The organism is Dickeya dadantii NCPPB 898 (assembly GCF_000406145.1).
Classification (GTDB): Bacteria; Pseudomonadota; Gammaproteobacteria; order Enterobacterales; family Enterobacteriaceae; genus Dickeya; species Dickeya dadantii.
Genome location: NZ_CM001976.1, coordinates 2,731,393 through 2,755,814, shown reverse-complemented (window position 1 = coordinate 2,755,814; position 24,422 = coordinate 2,731,393). Strand labels below are relative to the sequence as shown.

21 protein-coding genes are annotated in these 24,422 nt (G+C 57.5%); 9 read left to right on the top strand and 12 right to left on the bottom strand.

The window, feature by feature from the left end:
- Positions 1–22 precede the first annotated feature (22 nt).
- A complete protein-coding gene (locus DDA898_RS12580; RefSeq protein WP_107768467.1) occupies positions 23–280 on the top strand; it encodes a YnbE family lipoprotein in 258 nt (85 codons plus the stop codon).
- Between the two features lie 131 nt (positions 281–411).
- Here DDA898_RS12580 and DDA898_RS12575 read toward each other — a convergent pair whose 3' ends face one another.
- Entirely contained in the window at positions 412–1,017 is a 606-nt protein-coding gene (locus DDA898_RS12575; RefSeq protein ID WP_038901409.1) for an FMN-dependent NADH-azoreductase, read from the bottom strand.
- 358 nt (positions 1,018–1,375) lie between these two features.
- Between DDA898_RS12575 and hrpA the strand changes: the two genes are divergently transcribed.
- The gene (gene hrpA / locus DDA898_RS12570; protein ID WP_071604538.1) at positions 1,376–5,263 is read left to right on the top strand and encodes an ATP-dependent RNA helicase HrpA; all 3,888 of its coding nucleotides are present in this window, start codon (positions 1,376–1,378) and stop codon (positions 5,261–5,263) included.
- A 103-nt stretch (positions 5,264–5,366) separates the two neighbouring features.
- Here the strand turns inward: hrpA and DDA898_RS12565 are convergent, their stop codons facing one another.
- The 9 genes from DDA898_RS12565 to rstA form a co-directional block, all read right to left on the bottom strand.
- A complete protein-coding gene (locus DDA898_RS12565; protein WP_038912563.1) occupies positions 5,367–6,062 on the bottom strand; it encodes a LutC/YkgG family protein in 696 nt (231 codons plus the stop codon).
- A complete protein-coding gene (locus DDA898_RS12560) occupies positions 6,062–7,483 on the bottom strand; it encodes a LutB/LldF family L-lactate oxidation iron-sulfur protein (RefSeq protein WP_022633871.1) in 1,422 nt (473 codons plus the stop codon). Before DDA898_RS12560 ends, DDA898_RS12565 begins: the two co-directional genes overlap by 1 nt.
- Before the next feature lie 11 nt (positions 7,484–7,494).
- Positions 7,495–8,214 carry a (Fe-S)-binding protein gene (locus tag DDA898_RS12555; protein ID WP_013318254.1) on the bottom strand — a complete coding sequence of 240 codons (720 nt, stop codon included), beginning with the start codon at positions 8,212–8,214 and terminating at the stop codon, positions 7,495–7,497.
- A gap of 100 nt (positions 8,215–8,314) precedes the next feature.
- Positions 8,315–9,865 (bottom strand): L-lactate permease, encoded by a 1,551-nt coding sequence (locus tag DDA898_RS12550; protein ID WP_038911346.1) that lies wholly within the window; start codon positions 9,863–9,865, stop codon positions 8,315–8,317.
- Positions 9,866–10,175: 310 nt separating this feature from the next.
- Entirely contained in the window at positions 10,176–10,994 is an 819-nt protein-coding gene (locus tag DDA898_RS12545) for a trypsin-like serine peptidase (RefSeq protein ID WP_013318252.1), read from the bottom strand.
- 152 nt (positions 10,995–11,146) lie between these two features.
- On the bottom strand, positions 11,147–11,227 hold the full coding sequence (gene ydgU / locus DDA898_RS24020; RefSeq protein WP_488153861.1) for a small membrane protein YdgU: 81 nt from the start codon (positions 11,225–11,227) through the stop codon (positions 11,147–11,149).
- Positions 11,228–11,471: 244 nt separating this feature from the next.
- Positions 11,472–11,924: an acid resistance repetitive basic protein Asr gene (asr, locus tag DDA898_RS12540; protein ID WP_050570263.1), complete on the bottom strand. Its 453-nt coding sequence runs from the start codon at positions 11,922–11,924 to the stop codon at positions 11,472–11,474.
- A gap of 75 nt (positions 11,925–11,999) precedes the next feature.
- Complete coding sequence (gene rstB, locus DDA898_RS12535) at positions 12,000–13,355, bottom strand: two-component system sensor histidine kinase RstB (RefSeq protein WP_013318250.1); 1,356 nt, start codon at positions 13,353–13,355, stop codon at positions 12,000–12,002.
- The gene (gene rstA, locus DDA898_RS12530) at positions 13,352–14,104 is read right to left on the bottom strand and encodes a two-component system response regulator RstA (RefSeq protein WP_013318249.1); all 753 of its coding nucleotides are present in this window, start codon (positions 14,102–14,104) and stop codon (positions 13,352–13,354) included. The genes rstB and rstA overlap by 4 nt, the downstream gene beginning before the upstream one ends.
- Positions 14,105–14,343: 239 nt before the next feature.
- Between rstA and DDA898_RS12525 the strand changes: the two genes are divergently transcribed.
- Positions 14,344–14,784 (top strand): hypothetical protein, encoded by a 441-nt coding sequence (locus tag DDA898_RS12525; protein WP_033111907.1) that lies wholly within the window; start codon positions 14,344–14,346, stop codon positions 14,782–14,784.
- Positions 14,785–14,845: 61 nt separating this feature from the next.
- Here DDA898_RS12525 and dauA read toward each other — a convergent pair whose 3' ends face one another.
- Complete coding sequence (dauA, locus tag DDA898_RS12520; RefSeq protein WP_038912562.1) at positions 14,846–16,555, bottom strand: C4-dicarboxylic acid transporter DauA; 1,710 nt, start codon at positions 16,553–16,555, stop codon at positions 14,846–14,848.
- Between the two features lie 271 nt (positions 16,556–16,826).
- Complete coding sequence (gene chaA, locus DDA898_RS12515) at positions 16,827–17,927, bottom strand: sodium-potassium/proton antiporter ChaA (RefSeq protein ID WP_013318246.1); 1,101 nt, start codon at positions 17,925–17,927, stop codon at positions 16,827–16,829.
- 558 nt (positions 17,928–18,485) lie between these two features.
- Here chaA and DDA898_RS12510 point away from each other — a divergent pair.
- From DDA898_RS12510 to DDA898_RS12485, 6 genes are all read left to right on the top strand, one after another.
- Positions 18,486–19,163, top strand: a complete 678-nt coding sequence (locus DDA898_RS12510; RefSeq protein WP_013318244.1) for a gamma-glutamylcyclotransferase — start codon at positions 18,486–18,488, stop codon at positions 19,161–19,163.
- Positions 19,164–19,304: 141 nt separating this feature from the next.
- Entirely contained in the window at positions 19,305–20,345 is a 1,041-nt protein-coding gene (locus tag DDA898_RS12505) for an ABC transporter permease (protein WP_050570262.1), read from the top strand.
- Positions 20,342–21,211, top strand: a complete 870-nt coding sequence (locus DDA898_RS12500) for an ABC transporter permease (RefSeq protein ID WP_038911345.1) — start codon at positions 20,342–20,344, stop codon at positions 21,209–21,211. Before DDA898_RS12505 ends, DDA898_RS12500 begins: the two co-directional genes overlap by 4 nt.
- The gene (locus DDA898_RS12495) at positions 21,198–22,046 is read left to right on the top strand and encodes an ATP-binding cassette domain-containing protein (protein ID WP_038911344.1); all 849 of its coding nucleotides are present in this window, start codon (positions 21,198–21,200) and stop codon (positions 22,044–22,046) included. The genes DDA898_RS12500 and DDA898_RS12495 overlap by 14 nt, the downstream gene beginning before the upstream one ends.
- Positions 22,039–22,722, top strand: coding sequence for an ABC transporter ATP-binding protein (locus DDA898_RS12490; RefSeq protein ID WP_038911342.1), 684 nt, complete (start codon positions 22,039–22,041; stop codon positions 22,720–22,722). Before DDA898_RS12495 ends, DDA898_RS12490 begins: the two co-directional genes overlap by 8 nt.
- A gap of 92 nt (positions 22,723–22,814) precedes the next feature.
- Positions 22,815–24,416, top strand: coding sequence for an ABC transporter substrate-binding protein (locus DDA898_RS12485; protein ID WP_038911341.1), 1,602 nt, complete (start codon positions 22,815–22,817; stop codon positions 24,414–24,416).
- Positions 24,417–24,422 lie beyond the last annotated feature (6 nt).

Sequence of the window (24,422 nt, the reverse complement as noted above, 5' to 3'; positions counted from 1 at the left end):
CACTATGAAGAAAGAGGATGAGATGAAAACTGCCTGTGTCGCAATGGCTGCCGTGTTGCTGACCGGTTGCACCCCGCGCATTGAGGTGGCGGCACCGAAAGAACCGATCACCATCAACATGAATGTGCACATTGAGCACGACATCCACATCCGTACGGATAAAGAGACGGTGCAACTGCTGGAAAAGTCAGATAACCGCGTGGGCGATCAAATAAAGAAAAGCGCGCCGAGCGACACGCAAGAAAAAGACAGACCGCAAGGTAAAAAACAGGAAGACTAAAATCCGCCGTGTGCGGTGACAAGGTATCTGTTGGTCAGATCAACGTTGTTGTCAGATCAACGTCGTTATCAGAGCAACGTTGCTGTCAAGGCAACACGGCGGCGAGTATGAGGGGAGTTAAATCGTAGTCGTTACGCAGACGCCAACTGGGACAGCTCTTCTTTAGCACCCAGCAGTGCTTTCTGCGCCATATCCGGGCCGTAACCGAAACCTTCCGCAAACACGAATTCCACGTCGCTGATACCGATGAAACCCAGGAACAGACGCAGGTACGGTGTCAGCAGATCGCTCGGCGCGTCTTTGTGGATACCGCCACGGCTGGTCAGCACCAGTGCGCGTTTGCCTTTCACCAGACCTTCCGGACCCTGCTCGGTGTAGCGGAACGTCACGCCGGCGCGGGCGATGAAATCGAAATAGTTCTTCAGTTGGGTCGGGATGTTGAAGTTGTACATTGGGGCGGCCAGCACGATGACATCATGAGCCTGCAGTTCGGCAATCAGCTCGTCAGACAGGGCCAGCGCGTCCTGCTGACGCGGCGTCAACGGTTTGTCGGAAGGACGCAGCGCGCCAACCAGCTCGCCATCCAGCACCGGTACCGGCTTGGCCGCCAGGTCGCGCACGGTGATGGTGTCGGCCGGGTGGGCCGCCTGCCAGGAGGCGGTAAAGTGATCGGCCAACTGGTTAGACTGGGAAAAGTCAGCCAGAATACTTGATTTCAGGACGAGTACTTTGCTCATTACCAATTCCTTGTTAAGTGTGCCAAGGGCGGCAACCGCCGCCGGATGAATGCATCATAGGCGCGTTGTCGACAATGGGATAGCGTAATATTTCGAGATCTTTGTTCGATTTTATTGAATGAAGGCGTCAGACCACGGCGCGTGCGGCGGAATCCCGCCTGACGGCGTATAGCCTGCGCGGTCAATGTGATACCATGCCCGCCGCACTATTCATTTATGCCTGCAGTACCAATTATGTCTGCAGTACAATTTTATGCCTGCAGTACAATCAGGTTATGCCCACAGTACAAGCAGGGCGCCGGACCGTTGAACAATCTGGTTCAACCGTACCCGGAATCAGACAGTAAGGAATCGCACCGTGACATCACCCCTCCATGCGTTAGAACCTCAGCTCAATGTGCTAATGCTGCGCGACCGGCAACGCCTGCGCCGCCGTCTGCAAGGCGCGATGAAAGTGGGAAATCCACAGGCACAGGTTTCGATTGCGCAGGAAATCGGCCAGGAGATCGAGGCCGCGCGCCTGCGAGTGGAGCAGCGCAGGGCGTCGTTGCCGGCGATACGTTACCCGGAAGCATTGCCGGTCAGCCAGAAACGCGAGGCGATCCTCAGCGCCATTCGCGATCATCAGGTGGTGATCGTGGCCGGGGAAACCGGCTCGGGCAAAACCACCCAGTTGCCGAAGATGTGTCTGGAACTGGGGCGCGGCGTCACCGGGTTGATCGGCCATACTCAGCCGCGCCGGCTGGCGGCCCGCAGCGTGGCGGATCGCATCGCGGCGGAGCTGGAGACGCCGCTGGGTAGCACGGTGGGTTACAAGGTGCGATTTAACGATCAGGTCGGCGACAACACGCTGGTCAAACTGATGACGGACGGTATTCTGCTGGCGGAGATTCAGCAGGACAGGCTGTTGATGCAGTACGACACGCTGATCATCGACGAGGCGCACGAACGCAGTCTCAACATCGACTTTATTCTCGGCTACCTCAAACAGCTATTGCCCAAACGGCCGGACCTCAAGGTCATCATTACCTCGGCTACCATCGATCCGCAGCGTTTTTCACGGCACTTTAGCAACGCGCCGATCATCGAAGTCTCTGGGCGAACCTATCCGGTGGATGTTCGTTACCGGCCGGTGGTGGAAGACGCGCAGGACAGCGACCGCGACCAGTTGCAGGCGATTCTGGATGCGGTGGATGAACTCTGTCGCGAAGGGCCGGGCGATATTCTGGTGTTCATGAGCGGCGAGCGGGAAATACGCGATACCGCCGACGCGCTGAATAAACAGGATTTGCCGCATACCGAAATTTTGCCGCTGTACGCGCGGCTCTCCAATCAGGAACAGAACCGGGTGTTCCAGTCTCATCACGGGCGGCGCATCGTGCTGGCGACCAACGTAGCGGAAACCTCGCTGACGGTGCCGGGCATTCGTTACGTGATTGACCCCGGTACCGCGCGCATCAGCCGCTACAGCTACCGCACCAAGGTGCAGCGGCTGCCGATCGAGCCGGTGTCGCAGGCTTCCGCCAACCAGCGCAAAGGACGTTGCGGCCGTGTGGCGGCAGGCATCTGCATCCGGCTCTATTCCGAGCAGGATTTTCTCTCCCGACCGCCGTTTACCGACCCGGAGATTTTGCGCACCAACCTGGCGTCGGTCATTTTGCAGATGACGGCGTTGGGGCTGGGCGATATCGCGGCGTTTCCGTTTGTTGAAGCGCCGGACAAGCGCAACATTCAGGATGGGGTGCGGCTGCTGGAAGAGCTGAGCGCGCTCCAGAGCAGCGAGGACGGTCATTACCGGTTGACGCCGCAGGGGCGCCAACTGGCGCAGTTGCCTATCGACCCGCGGCTGGCGCGCATGGTGCTGGAAGCGCGCCAGACCAGCTGCGTGCGCGAGGTGATGGTCATCACCGCGGCGTTGTCGATTCAAGACCCACGCGAGCGCCCGGTAGAGAAAAAGCAGGCGGCGGAGGAGAAACACCGTCGTTTCGCCGATAAAGAGTCCGATTTCCTGGCCTTCGTCAACCTGTGGGATTACCTGCAAGAGCAGCAGAAAGCGCTGTCGTCCAGCCAGTTTCGTAAACTGTGCCGCAGCGATTACCTCAACTACCTGCGGGTGCGGGAATGGCAGGATATCTACACCCAACTGCGTCAGGTGGTAAAAGAACTGGGCTTCCCGGTCAATAGCGAACCGGCGGATTACCGTAGCCTGCACGGCGCGTTACTGACCGGGCTGCTGTCCCACATCGGGCAAAAAGATGTTGAGAAACAGGAATTCAGTGGAGCGCGCAACACCCGTTTCGCCATTTTCCCCGGCTCGGGGCTGTTCAAAAAGCCGCCGAAGTGGACCATCGTAGCGGAACTGGTGGAAACCAGCCGCCTGTGGGGGCGCATCGCCGCTCGCATCGAACCGGAATGGGTTGAACCGCTGGCGCAGCATCTGATCAAACGCAGCTACAGCGAGCCGCACTGGGAGAAAGCGCAGGGTGCGGTGATGGCGCAGGAAAAGGTCACGCTGTACGGTCTGCCGCTGGTGGCGGCCCGTAAGGTGAACTACGGCGCCATCGACCCGGTGGTGTCGCGCGAGCTGTTCATTCGCCATGCGCTGGTGGAAGGCGACTGGCAGACCCAGCACGCGTTTTTCCGCGCCAATCAGAAACTGCGATCGGAAGTGGAGGAACTGGAGAACAAGTCCCGTCGTCGCGACATTCTGGTGGATGACGAGACGCTGTTTGCGTTCTACGACCAGCGTCTTCCCCACGATGTGGTATCGAGCCGTCATTTCGACAACTGGTGGAAACAGGCGTCGAAAACCGACCCGGAGCAGCTGAATTTCGAGAAGGCAATGCTGATCAAAGACGGGGCGGAACGCGTCAGCGCGCTGGATTATCCGAACCATTGGCAGCAGGGCGAGCTGCGTTTGCGTCTCACCTATCAGTTCGAACCGGGGGCGGACGCCGACGGCGTCACCGTGCATATTCCGCTGCCGGTGTTGAATCAGGTAAAAGAGGACGGATTCGAATGGCAGATCCCAGGACTGCGCAGTGAGGTGGTGGTGGCGCTGATCAAATCGCTGCCCAAACCGATACGGCGCAACTTCGTGCCGGCGCCCAACTATGCCGAAGCGTTTCTGGCGCGGGTGACACCGCTGGAGAAAGGGCTGCTGGACGCGCTGGAGCGTGAACTGCGGCTGATGACCGGCGTGACGGTCGACCGTGAAGCCTGGCAGTGGGAACAGGTGCCCGATCACCTGAAAATGACCTTCCGGGTGGTGGACGAGAAAAGCCGTGCGCTACGGGAAGGCAAGAGTCTGCGGGCGTTGAAAGATCAGTTGCAGGAGAAGGTGCAGCAAACGCTGTCGGCGGTGGCGGATGACGGCATCGAACAGCGCGATCTGCATATCTGGAGTTTTGGCGATTTGCCGGAGCGTTACGAGCAGAAACGCGGCGGTTACGCGGTAAAAGCCTACCCGGCGCTGGTGGATGAGAAAGACAGCGTGGCGATACGTCTGTTCGATACACCGCACCAGCAGCAACAGATGATGTGGCGCGGTCAGCGCCGGCTGCTGTTGCTGAACATTCCGTCTCCCATCAAGTATCTGCACGAAAAGCTGCCTAACAAGGCCAAGCTGGGGCTGTATTTCAACCCCTACGGCAAGGTGCTGGAGCTGATCGACGATTGCATCGCCTGCGGCGTGGACCAGTTGATGACGGTAGCGGGCGGCCCGGTGTGGCAGGAAGACGCTTTCCGTCAGTTGCACGAGCGAGTACGGGCGGAACTGAACGATACGGTGGTGGATATCGCCCGGCAGGTGGAGCAGATTTTAACCACAGTATTCAATATCAACAAACGGCTCAAAGGTCGGGTGGATATGGCGCTGGCGTTGGCCTTGAGCGACATCAAAAGCCAGATGAGCGGGCTGGTGTTCCGCGGTTTCGTGACTGACAACGGCTGGAAACGGCTGCCGGATGTGCTGCGCTATCTGCAGGCCATCGAGCGTCGGCTGGATAAACTGGCGCAGGATGTCCATCGCGATCGCGCGCAAATGCTGAAAGTGGAGCAGGTGCAGCAAGCCTGGCAGCAGTGGCTGAACAAGCTGCCGCCGGAGCGACGGGAAGACGACGACGTAAAAGCGATCCGTTGGATGATCGAAGAACTGCGCGTCAGCTACTTCGCCCAGCAGCTCGGCACGCCTTATCCGGTTTCCGATAAACGCATTTTGCAGGCGATGGCGCAGATTGAGGGATAAACGGCTGGCGGCGTAGCGCTAAAACCGGGCAGGCCCACGCCGCTATTATGACCCCTTGTCCGACGCTAATTCGGCTTCGGCGCAAGGGGTATCCCTGTGGTTGTTAACAGTCTTCTATGATCAGATACGCTGCGTTCACTGGGCCGTGTACCCCTACCACCTTGATAAGCTCAATGTCGGCCGTGGAGCTAGGGCCGCCGATCAGATTGATACAGGAAGGCATTCGTGTGCCCTGCTGGGCTATCTGATGCAGTCGACGCGCCAGTTGTGCCACACGTGGTAAAATAGTACTTTTGCGCAGGACAAAAATCGATGATTCTGGCAGTAAACTGATCGCGCGGCCACGTTCCGGCGCAGAAAACAACACCACTCCTCCGGACTCGGTTAAGCCATATTCCGCGTATACCACGCCTACTTTGGCTTGCTCTGCCAGCCGGATATTCTCCTCGCCATGCGCTGAATCCCAGACGACCGCATCGCAGACTTCCTGTAGCCGGGCAGTGATACCCAATGCCGCCAGTCGATCATCGCCGCTGATCAGCACGGGTTCGCGTCCATAGCGTTCGCACAAACGCAATGTCGCCTCAGGCGCATCAACGTCGGTGGTCAATTCACAGTGCACCAGCATGACGTTGGTGGCAAATTCAATGAACGCGTCACAGCGTTGCTGTGCGTCGAGTTCAGTCAGACGAGAGTGGGCATAATCATTGACCGGAACCGGCGGCGGAGAGGGAATATGACGAACATCCCGGCCTAGTGCTTTGGCGATGTCAGCTAAAAATTCGTCTCTGTGATTCATCATTGATTTCCCTGCGCTTTGTGTTTTTTAAACCAGGAGCGGAAACTTTCACCATCGGCTTGCGGCAAATCACGCGCTTGCGTCCATTCGCCGATCGCCCCAATATTGAGTGGTATTTTGCCATCCTTGATGAACCACCTGGCGGCATGAGCGCCCGCTATCATGCCGACTTTCCATAACCTCGGATGGCTGTTGGCATAAGCGAACAGCTTAATCGCTCTCTGCTCGCCTTTCGGCGTGAGCCCCCCTTCCGCCATGACACGCCGGTGCTCCAGTATCAGTCTGGACAACGGAATTTTTACCGGACATACGCTGTCACAGGCAGTACACAGCGAACAGGCGTAAGGCAGATCTTTAAAATCATCATAACCGCCCAGCAGGGGGGAGATGACTGCGCCGATAGGGCCGGGGTAGATAGAACCGTATCCGTGACCACCGATATGGCGGTAGGCTGGGCAGGTATTCATACAGGCGCCACAACGAATACAGCGCAATATTTCCTGAAACTGGGAGCCCAGTACCGTAGAACGGCCGTTATCGACAATAACCAGGTGGAACTCCTCCGGACCATCTACATTACCCGTTTCGCGGGGGCCGGTGAGCCAGGTATTGTACCCCGTCAGGCGAGCACCGACTGCACTACGGGCCAGCATGGTGATGAGCACATCCACCTCTTCAAACGTGGGGGCGATACGCTCCATTCCCATCACCGCGATATGCGTTTTCGGTAGCGTGGTACACATACGGGCGTTGCCTTCATTGGTCACCAGACAAACCGAACCTGTTTCCGCCACGGCGAAGTTACAGCCGGTCACACCGACCTCGGCGCTCAGGAAATCCTGACGGATCTTTTGGCGGATGAACAAGGTCATGGCTTCCGGGGTTTCCGGTCCGTCATAGCCAAGTTTTTCGCGCAATACGCGCTGAATCTGATGGCGATCTTTATGAATGGCCGGCACGACGATATGTGAGGGCGGGTCACCGTCGAGTTGCAGAATGTACTCGCCAAGGTCGGTTTCAATCACCTGGATACCGGCTTCCTGCAGGACATGGTTCATCCCAATCTCTTCGGTTACCATCGATTTGGCTTTGACCACTTTTTTGGCCTGCTTCGACCGGGCGACTTGCAGGATATAATCGGTAGCGTCCTCTTTGGTTTTGGCGAAAAAAACGTGGCCACCGTTGGCGCTGACTCGTTCTGAGAGCTGGTAGAGATAGGCATCCAGATTTGCCAGTACATGTTCGCGGATTTGGCTTGCGCGTTCGCGCCAGTCTTCCCAGTGCCCCAGTTCATCGACCATTTTCTGGCGGTTGGCGCCAATGCGCTCCTGCGCGTTAGCGACCGCGTTACGCATAATGGGATCATCAATCTGTTGTTTGATGCGCTCTTTGAAAGCAGTGTTGCTGGTTTTTAAATACATTGCAGACCTCCTCAGCGGCTCATCAACACTTCGGCAATATGCATCACCTTGACGGGGTGTCCCTCGCGTTGCAGACGCCCGCCGATATTGAGCAGACAACTGACATCGGCACCGATGAGGTAATCCGGTCGGGCATCCATAATATGGCTGACTTTCTCTTTCACCATTTCACCGGAAATCTCCGCCATTTTTACCGAGAACGTGCCACCGAAACCGCAGCAGGTTTCTGGCGCCTGAAATGGCAGCAGCGTCAGATCATCAACTTGCTTCAGCAGTGCTAGCGGTTCTTCTTTCACTCCCATTTTGCGAAACAGGCTACAGGAAGGATGGTAAACTGCCTTACCGGGTAAACGGGCTCCCACGTCTACGACACCCAGCGTATTGACGATAAAAGAGGTCAGATCGTACATGCGTGCGGCGACGTTCCCGGCACGCTGAGCCCACTCCGGCTCGTCAGCAAGCCAGGTGGCGTAACTTTTGATGGCGTAGGTGCAAGAACCCGCAGGGGAGATGATCGGGTCGTCGTTTTCCTCCAGCGCCACAATCAGGTTTTTCATCCCGGGAATCGCATCATTAACATAACCGCTGTTGAGTGCTGGTTGACCACAACACCCTTGTTTTTCAGGAAAATTTACCTGACACCCTAAGTGCTCCAGCAGCAACACGGAATCACGTGCCATACGCGATTTAAGCGCATCGCCTATGCAGGTCACAAAAAAATTAACATTCACGACACCCCTCCAGTACAGTAGGCAAGATTGTTTTTATGATTAGACGTTATGGCATGGCGCTTTTGGTTAGAAAATAAACAGGTTCAGGACAGAAACAGGTTCAGGACAGAAACAGGTAGTAAATCAGTCCTACTTTTAACCCGAGAATGAATATGTAGGCGGTACAGTATTTCAGTGTACCTGCCATGATGGCACTGCCTTGTCCATCCATCCGGGTCGCGGATACCGCAATGGCGATACTCTGCGGGGAGATCATTTTTCCGCCGGTCGCTCCTGATGTGTTTGCGGCCGCCAGCCAGATGGGATCGATATGGAGTTTTTCTGCCGCCACCGTCTGCAACTTTCCGAAGAGTACGTTTGAGTTGGTATCACTTCCCGTTACGAAGGTGCCCAGTGCCCCGATGATGGGGGCGATAAAGACATAAGCACCGCCCGTTACATTCACCATGGTTTGCGCCAGAGTGGCGATTAATCCACTGACGTCCATAATGGTTGCCATTGCCACGATGGTGGTGATAGCGATAATGGAGTTTTTCAACTGCTTAATCGTGCTAGCCAGTACGTGCAACATCTTTCCCAACGATGCGCCCTGAATAAAGCCGCCAAGTAATGTGGCAATAATGATGAGAACGCCCGGTGTGGCAATCCAGTCGATTTTCAGCGATAGGGCTTTTCCCTCCGACAAGGGGAAATACAGCGTGGACGTAACATGCGCAACGATGTGCTTTATTCCTGGGAATAATGGGGAGCAGAGCAGAATGAACGTAAAAATAAGAATATAAATAGAGCTGGCTTTTAGTAAATCACGGCCTGAAGGCAGCGCGCCCGATGATTTGCTATTCCGAATAAGATAGTGTGGATCGGTTCTTCCCTTACGCGCTCGCCCCATCGCTGCTACCGCAATGAGACTGACAAGGCTGCCCGCAAACGCGGGAAGTTCCGCGCCAAGATGAACGGCGACGAAATACTGCGGAATCAGTGTGGTAATCCCACACACCAGTGTGATACCCACTACACCCCGGATAGCTTTCACACCGTCACCGATGATGGCGATAATGACGAAAGGCAGCAGTATATTGAACAGCGCCAGTTGCAGAATAATCGTGCCCCCGAGTGTCGTAACTGGCAGGTGTACCTGTTCAGCCAAAATTGAGACCGGAATACCGACAGCGCCAAATGCCGTAGGGACGGTGTTTGCCACCAGAGACGCGATGGCGGCTTTCAGCGGGTTGAAACCGAGGGCGATCAGAATACCGATGGGAATAGCAACGGCAGTACCATAGCCTGCAGCCGCCTCAAGAAAACCGCCAAAGCACCAGGAAATCAACAGTACCTGAATACGCCTGTCATCGCTGATACTGGCCAGGACGTCACGCAGTACATCCATGCTGCGTGTCTCCTGCATTAGGTTATAGCTGTAAATCGCGCCCAGGATCACAATAATGATGGGCCATAAGCCCTTTATCACCCCATACCCGATAGCCGAACTTAGCGTTTGCAGCGGCGTGTGCCAGACGGTGACGCTCAGTATGGCCGTGATAACCAGTGTGATCAGGACGGAATGGTGAATTGGCATTTTGATTTTCAAAATCAAAATGATCATTATCAGGAGTGGTAAAACACCGAGTGAGAATTGCACGTATTCGGACATGATGCTCCCTAAAAGAAAAATGTAACTTATTGATATCCTTCTTGGAGTATTCGTTTATAGAGAGATAAAGAGGGGTATTCAGGTGGCTGGATCGCTTCACTGAAAGATAAGTTTCAACTTATCAATGAAAAGTATAACTGTGTTACTCCAAGGTATTAGAGGTGGTAAAAAACATTAACAATCCGTTAATGGTCAAAGCGGGAAGGGATGAGGCACAGACAGTGCGGATGGGGTTGTGTTTGTGGGCGTTATGACCGTCTGACCGGCTATAGGTTTGCCGGTATTCCATCTAAAATACCGGCAGGCAGAATCAACGCTCCCCTTTAGACATCGCTTCCAGCTGTTGGCGGATAGCGGTGACCGCCACGGCGCGGTTGTCGGCGAGCTGACGGTTGCTGGCGTCCGGCGCGGAGCTTTGAATGCCCATCAACACCCAACTGCCGGCGGTTTTTAGCATCAACGGCGAGCCGCTGTCGCCCGGCAGGGTGTCGCAACGGTGCGCCATCACCGCTTTATGGACCCAACCGGTAATCAGGCAATCCTGATGACGGTACAGCGTCTCCTGATGGTCTTCCGGGTAACCGGCCTGGGTGACCTTTTGCTGCGCCGCTGCCAGCGCCGCCTTCAGTTCTTCCTGCGTTCCCTGCCAGATTGGCAACGGGCGGATATTCGGCGGCGTCTGCTTGAGGCGAATCAGCGCGAAATCCCACGGTGCGGCGGAAGGCGGGACGATCCAGCCGTCGCCGTCTGCTTTTAGCATTTTGGCCAGCTTTTTATTGGTCAGCGCTTCAATTTTATCGGTTTCGTAGCGCCAGCCGTTTTCCGTTGCCAGAAAACGCAACGCTACCGGTTTGTCCGGCACGCCGGGCGGCGCTACCACGCAGTGGCCTGCGGTCAACGCCAGATGCGGTGAGATCAGCGTCGCGGTGCAAAGGTTGCCGCTGGCGGTTTCCAACTGACCAATGGCCTGCCACGGCCATTGCGCGGTATCCGGCACTTTGTCGCGATCGTCATGATTAAAGAACAGAGTCTGCTTTTGTTGTTCCGTCGTGGCCGACGGATCGTTATCGGCCCACGCGGAAGAGGCGAGCACGCTTAATGAACATAACAACCAGGCTGATATGCGCATGTAATGAATGGCCTTTAAAGATGAAATTCAGCGTTAACCGTCATCAATCCACTATAAACGTAGCATGCCGGAATCAGGCAGGAAACGACGGATTGGTTGGTCAGGCGAATCGAATGACCCGGTTTGGGCGCGTAGGTGAGAGTGTCATCGGGTTATAAGAAAAATACCACGATGACCAACGCGCAAATAAGCAGGAAGGACAGCACGATTTCAAATGAGTAGCGTCGCAGCATTATCCGGTCCCCATGAAACAAACACCCGGCGAACCGGGTGTTTGATAACGCTATTGTCATGTCGGTAGTGGCTACCGGTGTTCATGACCATCAACTATCACTTTGGTGAATTAAGCTGCCGGGGTAGCGGCTGTCTTAGCTTTTTTCACTTTTTTGTGTTTTTTGGCAGCCTGAGCTTTCTGAGCCGGTTTTTTCTTGGCTTACTTTTTTGGCAGCCTGAGCTTTCTGAGCCGGTTTTTCTTGGCTACTTTTTGGCAGCCTGGGCTTTCTGAGCCGGTTTTTCTTGGCTACTTTTTGGTGGCCTGAGCTTTCTGAGCCGGTTTTTCTTAGCTACTTTTTTGGTGGCCTGAGCTTTCTGAGCCGGTTTTTTCTTGGCTACTTTTTTGGTGGCCTGAGCTTTCTGAGCCGGTTTTTTCTTGGCTACTTTTTTAGCAGCCTGAGCTTTCTGAGCGGCCGCTTTTTTCTTGGTTGCTTTTTTGTGCTTTTTAGCAGCCTGAGCTTTCTGCGTTGCCGCTTTTTTCTTCTCTACTTTTTTCTTCACCGGTTTTTTGGCGGTATCAGCAGCTTTAGCCGGAGCAGCATCTGCAGTGGTAGTTGCCGGAGCAGCTGCGGTTGCCGGAGCAGTGGTACCAGCCGCGAAAGCTACAGAGGACAGACCCAGAGCCGCACCTGCGATCATCACTAAAAATTTATTCATCGTAAATTCCTCATTATCCAGTTCACGTTTCGAACCCTAGGGTGGGCCGATGAGTGAAGCATAAGAGAACCTACGCTAGCGATCTGTGAGTGTTTGGTTTCCGCGTGTAACGGTTTGTACAAGGTTCGCAGACGAAGAATTTGACGGTGGTTTATGCTCGATAATCGGCCAGCGGAACAGGAAGCGGGCGCCGCCCAGCGGGCTGCTGTCCACCTCGATCGTGCCGTTGTAAGCGCGCACGATGGCGTGAACAATCGCCAGCCCCAGACCGCAGCCGCCGCTGCTATTTTCGATGCCGGCTTCCAACCGGATGAAGGGTTCGAAGATATGCGCGCGGTCTTCCGGCGCGATGCCTGGCCCGTCATCCTCCACCTGCAAGTAGGCGGTATGTTGGTCGAGCGTCAGCCCCACCCGCAGGCGGTGCCGACAAAAACGTAAACCGTTATTGACCAGATTGTTCAGCACCCGTTCCATCAGGCGCAGGTCCACATAGCCGAAGTCGTTATCGCCGGTGACGTCCAGCTCAATTTGCTTATCGTCGTGCACCAGTTGGAAATCCTCAATGCGCTTGTGCAACCATAGCGGCAGGTCGATCTGTTCCAGATGCAGTGTCACCTGCGGCCGGTCAAGGCGGGCGTAAGTTAGCAGTTCATCGATCAACGCCTCCAACTGGCCGACATCGCGACTGATGGCTTCCTGCTCTTCGTCGGTCAGGTTGTCGCTCATCGCCAGCCGGTAACGCAGCCGAACCAGCGGCGTGCGCAGCTCATGGGCGATATTGTCGATCAGCTGTTTTTTACTGGTAATCAACTGGTTAAGGTTGTCGGCCATGCGGTTGAACGCCACGCCGAGGCGGAACAGGCTGGAGGTGTTATCGAAATGGGTGCGCTCTTCCAGATGGCCGTCTCCCAGCCGTTGCGCAGCGCTTTCCAGTTGCAGCATCGCCTTCCAGTGCGGGCGCATCCACAGGAACACCGGCAGCGCCAGCGACAGGCCGATCAACGCCAGAAACAGCAGGTTGACCAGCCGGATTTCGTGCAGGAAGAACAAATAGGGAATCGGGCCGACCGCCAGCACATAGTGACTGCGCGGAATGCGCTGGATGAAGGTGTATTCGTCGTCCAGCGCGACGATTTCCCCCTGGATCAGCCGCTGTTGCGCCTGTGTGCTAAGCCGGTACTTGCTGATCGGCTCAATGTGTAACTTGAACGACAGGTTAAGGTCCATCTGGTTGATGGTCTTGTGCCACTCTCGTGGCGGAATGGAACGCAGCTCGTTGCGGATCAGATACAGCGAGCTTTTCATCAGGTCATCCATCGACTGGCGACCGGCCCGTTCCGCCGTGACTTTGTACACCAGCCCCACCAGAAGGGTCATCACCAGAAAGCTGGCGAACAGCAGCAGAAAGAACTGAATAAACAGTTTTTTCATGGCGCGATGGTCTCCCAGGCATTGGGAGCGAACAGGTAGCCTTTGTTGCGGATGGTTTTGATGCGCACCGGTTCCAGCGCGTTGTCGTATAGTTTTTTGCGCAGGCGGGAAATGGCGACGTCGATACTGCGATCCATCCCGTCGTAGCTGACGCCGCGCAGCGCTTTAAGCAGCGCTTCGCGATCCATGATCTGCCCGGCGTGGGTGGCCAGCAACCACAGCAGGTCGAAATCCGACGTGGAGAGGGCGATATTCTCGTTCGCCAGCGTGACGTCGCGGTTGACCGGGTCGATACACAACAGGCCGAAGTGCAGCGATTTATGCACCTGAACCTGCGTTTTCACCGGCGCGCTTTGCACGCTTTTTTCCACCGCCGGCGTGGGCGCGGCGGCGTACTGGCGGAAATGCAAGCGCAAGCGTGCCAGCAGCACCGCCGGCGGCGTGGTTTTCAGAATATAGTCGTCGGCCCCCATTTCGAGCGACAGGATGTGGTTCATGTCGCTGTCGAGCGAGGTGAGCAGTACGATGGGGCCGGTGAAGCGGGGGCGCAGTTCCCGACAGATCGTCATACCGTCTTTGCCGGGCAACATGATGTCCAGCAACACCAGGTCGGGCTGTTGTTCTTCGATGAATGCCAACGCGTTATCGCCGCGTGGCTCAATGCGCACATCAATATCATGTTTGCCCAGATAGGCTGCGATCAGTTTGCCGACTTCCGGATCATCTTCAACAAAAACAACTTTATACATGACATCCCACTCACAACAGAACGCGTATTATGGCCTATACCGACGCTGTCTGACGGCATGGGCGGCTACGACGCAAGCGTAGGGTGCGCTGGATCGCATTGCCAGCAGAAAAGTCCCTGCTTTTGCCTAATAGCTCTACAATTGTTAGAGATACTATACCCTATTAATCCTTTTTACGTTGTAATGGTTGAGTGAAATGGCGTGACGCCAACGGTCGGTTGACGGAAAGGAGAAAAAGGATGGAAGAGGCTCATTCCGGGCCTGCGGGCTCCTCTGAAAGTGAACGGATGTGCATTGATTATACCGCGTACCTTGGCGCGCTGTGCCGCAAGCGCTGGCGCTTTATCGACGCGCTGTACGGCGTGATGCCGATTTTCGGCATGGTGACCAAGTCACCCGTGGTTGCCGGGAGCGCCGGCAAGGATAAACTGCTGGAACTGGCGATGCAGGTGCTTTCCACCCAGGCCAGTGATGAAACCAATCTTTCCCGTCTGATTACACTGGCGCGCCAGCAAGGGGTAACGGAGCTGGACATCCGGCTGCCGTATGCGCTGTCCGGCGAGCAGTTGCAGGCGATAGGGCAGGCTTGCCGCGATCATGAACTGTCGCTGAGCCAGCATGCGGAGTGCCTGTCGGTGCGTGCCGCTACCTCGACCACATCGGCCGGGCTGTTCTGCTGAACTCTATGCGGCAGGGTGTCGCCGGCCCCCGCGCAATGCGGAAGCCGGCGAGAGGCCGGGATTAGACGGCGTCAGGGTGGGGCGTGGTTTCCGCCAGCGCCTGTTCCAGCGTCGCATAGAAAACCAACCGGTTGGCGATCGGCGTGACGTTAGCCCGGGCCAGTGTCTTGAGCGGCTGGAACGGTATATCGGTAATGATCAGCCGTTTTTCCGGCGGCAGCAATTCCACAAAATGGCGGAACGCGTTAAGGCCGCCGGCATCCAGCACCGACACGGCGTCCCACTGCAGAATAATCGTCGGGTAAGGCTGGGCGCGCTCCATCAGTTCATTGAACAGGCGTTCCGCCGCGGCGAAAAACAGCGGCCCGTTAATGCGCAGCACCAGCCGCTGACCCGCGATGGTGCCCGGCAGTTCGCTCAGCCGCGTCATGCGCGCCACATTGCCCATGAACAGCAACGACGCCAGCACAATTCCCACCGTAATGGCAATCACCATATCGAACAGCACGGTTAACGCCATGCACAGCACCAATACCAGAATATCGTCCCGCGGCGCCCGGCGCAGCAGATAGACCACCTTGTGCGCCTCGCTCATGTTCCACGCCACCAACAACAGCAGGGAAGCCATCGCCGACAGCGGCAGGTAAGAGAGCCAGGGCGCCAGCACCAGCAGGGACAACAGCACCAGACCCGCGTGGATCACCGCCGCGATAGGCGAGGTCGCGCCCGCTCGCACGTTGGCGGCGGATCGGGCGATGGCGGCGGTGGCGGTAATGCCGCCGAAGAACGGCGCCACCATGTTGCCGATGCCCTGGCCGATCAATTCGCTGCTAGGGTGGTGCTTGCGTCCGGTCATGCCGTCCAGCACCACCGCGCACAGCAGCGACTCGATGGCGCCGAGCATCGCCATGGAAAACGCCGCAGGCAGCAGGTCGGACAGGCTTTTCCAGCTCAGCGTCATGGTGTGGCCGTCCGGCGTGGGGATGTTCCACGGCAGTAAAAACTGCGGCAGGATCGCCGGGATGCCCTGACCGTGGCTGCCGTCGGCCAGCAGATAGCTGAAACGCGAGCCGATGGTCGCCACGTCGATGTGAAACAGCGACAGCACGCCCATCACGGCGGTGCCTGCCAGCAGCGCGGGGAGGTGACCCGGCAGGCGAATACCCAGCCTCGGCCAGACGATCAGCACCAGCAACGTCGTCGCGCCGACCAGCGTATCGCCGATGTTCAGCGTCGGCAGCGCCTGTACCAGCGCCGCCACTTTTTCAGCATAGTGCTCCGGTACTGTGGTCATGGTCAGGCCGAAAAAATCTTTTACCTGCATGGTGGCAATGGTGATGGCGATGCCGGAGGTAAACCCGAGCGTCACCGGCAGCGGAATGTATTCAATCAGTCGGCCCAGCCGACACAGGCCCATCAGCAGTAAAAATACGCCGGAGAGCAGGGTGGCGACCAGCAGGCCGGAGATGCCGAACTGCTGAGATACGGGATGAAGAATAACCACAAACGCGGCGGTGGGGCCGGAGACGCTGTAGCGGGAGCCGCCGCACAGCGCGATCACCAACCCGGCGATCGCCGACGTGTAAAGTCCATACTGCGGGGGCACGCCGCTGGCGATAGCCAGCGCCATCGCCAGCGGGATGGCGATGATCCCGACGGTAATCCCGGCAATAACATCATGAGTAAAACGCGACAGCGTGTACGTTTCTCGCCAGCAGGCTTCAATCAGCGCGCTGAACGGTCTGATACCGTTAATTCGGTGTGATTTCATGGAAAACAAGAACCAAACAATGAAAAACAGGCGGGTCGACAGCGGCCCGTCACGGCCAGGGCTTGTGCCGCCTGCGATGACTGCCGGAGAAGTGAAAACAAAAAGCGCGGCCGCCGCGGTAGGACACAGTCCAAAGCCGATACCATACGCCTGTTTTTTGACGCAGATCCAGCGGTAAATCAATGGAAAGGATTTTTTCGGGCAGGAAGAGAATATCGTTGTATAAATCCTGTACTGCCGGTATCGCAGAGCGGCGATACCGGCGGGGCGCTTACAGCATGATGGTCATCAGATAAGCGGCGAACAGCGCCAGGTGCGCGCTGCCGTTGAGGACGTTGGTGCGGCCGGTGGAAAAGGAAATGTGGCACAGCACCAGTACCGACAACATCACCACAATGTGCGGCAGATCGAGCGAAAACTGCAGGGTGCGGCCGGTAAGGGTGGAGATCAGCGTCACAGCGGGTACCGTCAGCGAAATGGTGGCCAGCACCGACCCGAAAAACAGGTTCATGGCGCGTTGTACCTGATTGCGCAGTACGGCGGTGATGGCGCCCAACCCTTCCGGCGACAGGATCAGCAGCGCCACCAGGAAACCGGTAAACTGGGCCGGCGCGTTCATCGCCTCCAGCAACCCTTCCAACTGCGGCGAATCCATCTTGGTGACGCCAATCACCGCCACCAGATGCACCAGCAACCAGATGGCGTGCCAGGCGGAGCTGTGCACCGACGGTTTACCGTGGTGCGGGTTGTCGTCATCGCTTTCATCTTCGTGCTCGTAGACAAACAGATTCTGATGCGTGCGGGTCTGGATCAGCAGGAATACGCCGTACATCATGGCGGAAATCAGCGCGATGATAATGGATTGCGTCACGGAGAAATTGCCTTCCGGCAACGCGGCGGGAAACACCAGCACCAGGATCGCCAGCGGGAAGATTGCCATCAGATACTGCTTGATACCGCCCAGATTGACGTACTGGGTAGCAAATTTGCGGCCGCCCAGCAGCAGCGCGAAGCCGACCAGACCGCCGCTGACGATCATGATGATGGAATAGAGGGTGTCGCGCATCAGCGTCGGACCGGCATCGCCGGTGGCCATCAGTGCCGAGATCAGGCTGACTTCCAGAATCACGACCGACAGGCTGAGGATCAGCGAGCCATAGGGTTCTCCCAGTCGATGCGCCAGCACGTCGGCGTGGCGCACCACGCTGAACGCGCTGGCGAGGATCCCCACCAGCGCCAGCAGGTTGATGCCAACCATAGCCGGCAGGCTGCGGGCATCGCCCCATAATGTCAGGGCCAGCAGCGCCAGCAGCGGAAAAATCAGGGTGTATTCGTGGTGACGGGTTTTCACCGCGTCGGAGGATGTTGGCATGGTCGGGTCTCCTTATACCGTCTAAAGATAATCGCTTTTTTATTGCTTCCGGGCGTTGATCGACGCCTTGGGGGACGCCGCTGGTTTTACCCGGATCATTTTCCCTGCCTCTCCGACCGCTTCGGAGCCAAAAGTATTGTTACTTAAAATCCGGTATAACCCGTATCAGCGGGTTTTACCGATTGTTTTCATTCTTTATGTTTTATCTGATTAATAATAAAAGATTTTGTACTTCTTGTTTACTATTTTTATCAAATAATAACGTATTTTATCTTTTTATAGGCTGTCATTTTCAGGTTAAACCAAGCATAAATAAGACAGGATTGTCATTTTCCCATGAATGTAAAAAAAGAGCGCGTCCTGACATCATTGCCAGACCGATTATGGATGTCTCTTTCACGATTGCATCGTGCGTTTAGCACAATTCTGGTAAAGGTTAACGATATTTTGCCGTAGAAATAAGCAGTACCTGCGTTGATTACAGGGTTGATGATCGGCCAAAATAGGCGAGGCGATGCCGCCGCGCAGTAAGAAACGTTTTAGTGAGGGCAGTGGGTAGTGTTGACGCGTGATTTTTTGCAGAAAGCAGATTGTAAAACCTCGTTTGGCAATATTGATGAATCTTTGTTGCTGACCCCGCAACAGCGCGCGGCGTCTCTGGACTGCATGCTGACATCCCGCCCTGACCAAAGCCCGGTCTGGGTGTTCGGTTACGGCTCCCTGATGTGGAATCCGGTCTTCGATGCCGAAGAGGTTTGTGTGGCTACGCTCAACGGCTGGCATCGCACCTTCTGCCTGCGCCTCACCGCCGGCCGCGGCACCCACAGCCAGCCTGGCCGCATGCTGGGGCTGAAACCCGGCGGTGAGACCACCGGACTGGCCTATCGGTTGCCTGAAGCCACCCTGCGAGAAGAACTGGAACTGTTGTGGAAGCGTGAAATGCTGACCGGCTGTTACCGGCCGTTATGGTGCGAACTGCGCAGTCAGGGCGGTGAGCCGATCACCGCGCTGGTGTTTGTCACCAACCCCGAACATCCGCTGCTGGAAGCCGATACCTGCATACAGAGTATCGCGCCGCTGATCGCCCACGCCAGCGGGCCGCTCGGCACCAACGCCCAGTATCTGTTCGCGCTGGAACAGGAACTGGAACATTACGGCATGGCGGACGAAAGCCTGAGCGCGCTGGCGCAGCGGGTGCGCGAATTGCAGCGGGGCCCATCCGCCAGTCAGGCGTAGCGTTAACCATGCGCGGCGTGTGCCTGACAAGGGCGTGAACTGAGACGGAGGTTGTCTATACCAGTCCGGCGGCAGTGATGATACCATGCTGGCAACGTGTCACGACCTGGGGTTGCCTTCCCAGCAACAAGGCCTCCGTCAATGAGTCCATTTTATCAACAGATATGGGGAACTGCGGCGCGTCCCGGTAAAGTGCTGGGTGGTTTCCTTTCATTGTGCCTGACGCTGTTGGGTCTGTTGTTTTTTACCTTCCTGTTAACCCATCTGGCCTCGATCGATCAGGCCCTGCCCGTGACGGGCGAACACGCCAGCGATGCCACCTACAGTCAGGTGCGTCGACAACTGGGGCTGGACCAGCCGGTATGGCTGCAATTCTGGCACTATCTCTCCGCGCTATTACAGGGCGACTTCGGCGTATCACGCACCACCGCGCAGCCGGTGCTGCAGGATTTGCTGCGCACCTTTCCGGCGACTTTTGAACTGGCGACCTGCGCGATTGTGATTGGGTTCGGCGGCGGCGTCATGCTGGCGCTGCTGTCGGCGCTGAAACCCGGCGGCGTGCTGGATTATCTGGTGCGCGGCATTACGCTGCTGGGCTATTCGGTGCCGGTGTTCTGGATCGGTCTGCTGAGTCTGTTGCTGTTTTATGCCGTCCTGCACTGGTCCGCGGGGCCGGGGCGGTTCGATGATATTTATCAGTACTCGGCGGAATTGCCGACCGGGTTTGTGCTGCTGGGCGGCTGGAACAGCGATCTGGCGATGTTTCGCAACGCGCTGGCGCATCTGTGGTTGCCTGCGTGCGTGCTGGGTTTTGTGTCGATGGCCAGCATCGCCCGCATGTTGCGCACCGCCATTCTGGAAGAGTGCGGTAAAGAGTACGTGACGCTGGCCCGCGCCATGGGCGCCGGCCCGCTGCGCATCCTGTTTTTTCATATCCTGCCGAATATTCAGACGGTGATGGTAACGGTACTGATGTTGTCTTACGCCAGCCTGCTGGAAGGGGCGATACTGGTGGAAACCGTATTCTCCTGGCCGGGCGTGGGGCGCTATCTGACCACCGCGCTGTTTGCCGCCGATATCCCGGCGGTGCTGGGGGCGACGCTGCTGATTGGCGTCTGTTTCATTGTGCTCAACGCGCTGGCGGATGCCTTGATCTTTTTGCTGGACCCCCGAACACGATGAGGCGGATACATTCATTCTATACCGACCGTCAGCCGCAGCAGCCGGCGCACCGCGCTTCGGTGCTGAACAGCCTCAATATCTGCATTGTGATGCTGAGCCTGCTGACGCTGCTCGCGTTGTTCGCCCCCTGGCTGGCGCCGTTCGACCCCTATAGTCAAAATGTAATGTATCGCCTGCAACCGCCCGGCCCGGACCACTGGCTGGGAACCGACGGTTTCGGCCGCGACCTGCTCTCAAGGGTGATTTATGGCACCCGTCCGGCGCTGATAATGGTGGCGCTGATTCTGGTGATCACCATTCCCATCGGGCTGCTGATAGGGGTGGGCGCCGGTTATCTCGGCGGCTGGGTCGATCGGCTGCTGATGCGGCTGACGGATATCATGCTGGCGCTGCCTGGACTGGTGATTGCCCTGGCGCTGTTGGCGGTATTGGGGACGGGGCTACTGCATGGCGCGCTGGCGCTGGCGTTGACCGCCTGGCCGCAGTTTGCCCGTCAGGCTCGGGCCGAAACCATGGCGCTGCGCAACAGCGAGTTTCTGGCTGCCGCCCGTATGCAGGGTATCGATGGATGGCGGCTGATGTACGGCCACGTGCTGCCGCTGTGCCTGCCCGGCGCGCTGACGCGGGCGGCCATGACGCCGGGCAACATGATCCTGGCGGCGGCCGGGCTTGGGTTTCTCGGCGTGGGTGCGCCGCCGCCGATGGCGGAGTGGGGCGCGATGGTGGCGGAAGGCAGCAGCGTGATGCTTGAGCAGTGGTGGGTCGCCACCATGCCGGGATTGGCTATTTTTCTCACCAGCCTGACCTTTAATATGCTGGGCAACGCGTTGCGCGACAGACTGGACCCCCGCTATGACAAACGTTGAATCCTGTCTGCTCGATGTCAAAAATCTGTCGATTCAACGCCATAACGGTAATCCGCAAATACTGGTGCAGCCGCTGTCATTCAGTATGCGGCGCGAGCGGGTAGCGCTGGTGGGCGAATCCGGCGCGGGCAAGTCGCTGCTGGCCTGGGCGTTGATGGGGTTGCTGCCGCCCGAATGCCGGATGCAGGCCGAACGACTCGAACTGGCCGGGCAGGATTTGCTGAGGCTCAGTCCACGTCAATGGCGGCAGTGGCGCGGTCGGCGTATGGCGATGGTGATGCAGGGGCCGAAACATGCGCTGAACCCGATGCGCACCATCGGCTGGCAGATGGCGGAGCCGCTGCGGCTGCATACGAGCCTGTCGCGTCGTGAACGGCGTGACCGGGTGCTGGAAAGCCTGAATGCGGTCGGTCTGGCGGAGCCCAGTGGAGTGCTGACGTGCTACCCCCACCAGATTTCCGGTGGCATGGCGCAGCGGGTGATGCTGGCGATGGCGATGATCACCCAGCCGGACCTGCTGATTATCGATGAACGCACGTTTGCGTTGGACCGGGAAACCCGCGTGCAGGTGCTGTCGCTACTCGATCACCTGCTGACCGAACACCACATGGGGCTTTTGTTGATTAGCCATGATTTGCCGCTGGTGGTGCACCATTGCGCTCGGATCCTGGTGATGCGCCAGGGGCGGCTGGTGGATGAACTGGCCGCCTCGCAACTGCCGGATGCGGCACATCCTTATACCCGAACCTTGTGGCATGCCCGACCGGGCAAACATACCCACGGGCAGGCGCTGCCGACCACGGCGGACAAGCCGGAGGCGACGCGTGATGCATGAGCCGATGGCGGTGATGTTGCAGCAGGTCAGCGTGATCCACTGGCAGGGTTACCAGCGCCATGAAGTTGTGCATGACGTTAGTTTCAACGTGGCGCAAGGGGCGTGTTTCGGGTTGGCCGGGCCGTCCGGCAGCGGGAAATCCTCACTGCTATGGACGCTGGCGGGGCTTAACCCGCACTGGTCAGGCGGCATGACGCTGCTCGACCAGCCGGTGCACCCTGGCCGGCCGTTCGATGCGGCGTTGCGGCGTCAGGTACAGATGGTGTTTCAGGATCCTTACGCGTCGTTGCATCCGCGCCATAGCCTGCGTAAAACCCTGAGCGACCCGCTGCGGTTGATGGGCGTGACGGATATCGACGAGCGGCTCGTGCAAGGTGCCGGGCAGGTCGGCCTGTCGTGCCATCTGCTGGATAACTACCCGCATCAACTGTCCGGCGGGCAGCGTCAACAAATGGCGTTGTTGCGTGCGCTGTTGCTGCGCCCGCAGTTGCTGTTGCTGGACGAAGCGACCTCGGCGCTGGATACGGTCGGGCAGGCGCGTATCCTCAATCTGCTCAATCGTTTTCGGGAGACGGAGGAGATGACTATTATTATGGTCAGTCATGATTGCAATGTGATGGATCATATGTGCGACTGTCTGGCGTGGATACAGGAAGGGCGGCTGCAACCCCGCTGAGCGGAATTTTTACGCGTCGCCGTCTGGCGGCGCAGCCGAATTTCTAGTAAACAGATCCGCGTGCTGATGCAGTGATACCGAGGAAGAAAACGATGAAGGCATGGTTTGCCATTCTGCTGACGCTGACCCTGATGGCCAGCCCGCCGGTAAAGGCATTGACGCCGGATAATACGCTGGTGGTGGCGATCTCGTTGAATGGCATTATCAGTTTTGATCCGGCGGAAAGTTTCGAAACCGTCAGCAACAGCTGTCTTGCCTCGCTTTATCAGGGACTGGTGGCGAGCGACCGTAATCAACCTACCCAACTGAACCCCGATCTGGCGCTGTCCTGGCGCGAAGGCCATGACGGGCGCAGCCTGATTTTTACCCTTGATCCCAACGCCGTATTCGCCTCCGGTAATCCGGTGCTGGCCGATGACGTGATCTATTCGCTGACCCGGGCGGTGAAACTCAACAAAACCCCGGTGTTCATTCTGAACCAACTGGGGTGGATGCCGGGAAATATCGACGGGCAGTTTCGGAAAATCGACGATCATCAGTTGGAGATCCGCTGGTCCAGCGATATCGGCAGCGAACTGGTATTGCGCCTGTTATCGGCCAGCGTGGCGCTGATTGTCGACAGCAAGCTGGTGGAGAAACACAGCGACAACGGTGATTTTGGCAACCAGTGGCTGAGAAGCCGCTCGGCGGGCAGCGGCAGCTATCAGATTCGTCATTATTTGCCGCAGCAGGCATTGCTGCTGGAGAGTAATCCGTATGCACGCCGTCGTCCCGCGCTGGCGCTGGTGATTCTGAAAGACGTGGCGGACCCGAGCATGCGTCGCTTGCTGCTGCTGCAGGGCGACGTCGACGTGGCTTACGATCTGGGCGCGGATCAATTTAGTGCGCTGGAGAATCAGCCGGGCATCAATGTGAATCTGGCGTCAGGGGCGAAAGTTTACTATCTGGGCTTCAACACCCGCAGCAGCGCGGCGCCGTTTCTGGGCCAGCCCGCTTTCTGGCAGGCGGCGCGCTGGCTGGTCGACTATCAGGGTATCGCCACCCGGTTGCTGAAAAGGCAGTTCCGGGTGCACCAGAATTTCCTGCCGCAGGGGTTTGACGGCGCGGCGATGGAGAAACCATTCCGGCTTGATGTGGAGAAAGCCCGAAGCATTCTGCACGACGCCGGGATTGCGCCGGGCAGCCGGTTTGCGCTGCTGGTCGCCAACCAGCCGCCCTATGTTGAGGTAGCGCAGGCGCTGCAGGACAGTTTCGCCCGCGCCGATATCCGTATTGATGTGCAGACGGTGGTGGAGAGCGAACTCTGGACGCGCATGCGTCGCGGGCGTTTTCAGGCGATATTCACCTACTGGGGGCCGGACTATATTGACCCCAGCAGCAATGCCAGCGCGTTCGCCCTCAATCAGCCCGATACCCCGGGAACGCTGGCAGCGCGTTTGGGGTGGGTAATCCCGGAGTTAAGCCGATTGACCAACGCCGCCGCCGCCCAGCGCGATCCGCAAATGCGGCGCAACATCTACCTGCAATTACAGCAGACGGTCAGGGAAAACTCGCCGTTCGTGGTCATGTTGCAGGGCAACCGGCTGGTGGCGGTGCGTAATACGGTATTGAATGTCCGGCAGAGCATCGCCAATTCGATGCTCTACTTTGATGAAGTCATCAAGGTGAAGGCTGAGGCACCCGTAGCGCCATGAGACGAG

Coding starts and splice junctions, on each gene's coding strand:
- DDA898_RS12545 (WP_013318252.1), bottom strand. CDS start 10,994: ATGCGCATATCAGCCTGGTTGTTATGTTCATTAAGCGTGCTCGCCTCT.
- DDA898_RS12505 (WP_050570262.1), top strand. CDS start 19,305: ATGAGTCCATTTTATCAACAGATATGGGGAACTGCGGCGCGTCCCGGT.
- DDA898_RS12485 (WP_038911341.1), top strand. CDS start 22,815: ATGAAGGCATGGTTTGCCATTCTGCTGACGCTGACCCTGATGGCCAGC.
- DDA898_RS12580 (WP_107768467.1), top strand. CDS start 23: ATGAAAACTGCCTGTGTCGCAATGGCTGCCGTGTTGCTGACCGGTTGC.
- asr (WP_050570263.1), bottom strand. CDS start 11,924: ATGAATAAATTTTTAGTGATGATCGCAGGTGCGGCTCTGGGTCTGTCC.
- dauA (WP_038912562.1), bottom strand. CDS start 16,555: ATGAAATCACACCGAATTAACGGTATCAGACCGTTCAGCGCGCTGATT.
- DDA898_RS12495 (WP_038911344.1), top strand. CDS start 21,198: ATGACAAACGTTGAATCCTGTCTGCTCGATGTCAAAAATCTGTCGATT.
- DDA898_RS12565 (WP_038912563.1), bottom strand. CDS start 6,062: ATGAATCACAGAGACGAATTTTTAGCTGACATCGCCAAAGCACTAGGC.
- DDA898_RS12550 (WP_038911346.1), bottom strand. CDS start 9,865: ATGTCCGAATACGTGCAATTCTCACTCGGTGTTTTACCACTCCTGATA.
- DDA898_RS12490 (WP_038911342.1), top strand. CDS start 22,039: ATGCATGAGCCGATGGCGGTGATGTTGCAGCAGGTCAGCGTGATCCAC.
- ydgU (WP_488153861.1), bottom strand. CDS start 11,227: ATGCTGCGACGCTACTCATTTGAAATCGTGCTGTCCTTCCTGCTTATT.
- DDA898_RS12525 (WP_033111907.1), top strand. CDS start 14,344: ATGGAAGAGGCTCATTCCGGGCCTGCGGGCTCCTCTGAAAGTGAACGG.
- DDA898_RS12575 (WP_038901409.1), bottom strand. CDS start 1,017: ATGAGCAAAGTACTCGTCCTGAAATCAAGTATTCTGGCTGACTTTTCC.
- DDA898_RS12560 (WP_022633871.1), bottom strand. CDS start 7,483: ATGTATTTAAAAACCAGCAACACTGCTTTCAAAGAGCGCATCAAACAA.
- chaA (WP_013318246.1), bottom strand. CDS start 17,927: ATGCCAACATCCTCCGACGCGGTGAAAACCCGTCACCACGAATACACC.
- DDA898_RS12500 (WP_038911345.1), top strand. CDS start 20,342: ATGAGGCGGATACATTCATTCTATACCGACCGTCAGCCGCAGCAGCCG.
- rstB (WP_013318250.1), bottom strand. CDS start 13,355: ATGAAAAAACTGTTTATTCAGTTCTTTCTGCTGCTGTTCGCCAGCTTT.
- rstA (WP_013318249.1), bottom strand. CDS start 14,104: ATGTATAAAGTTGTTTTTGTTGAAGATGATCCGGAAGTCGGCAAACTG.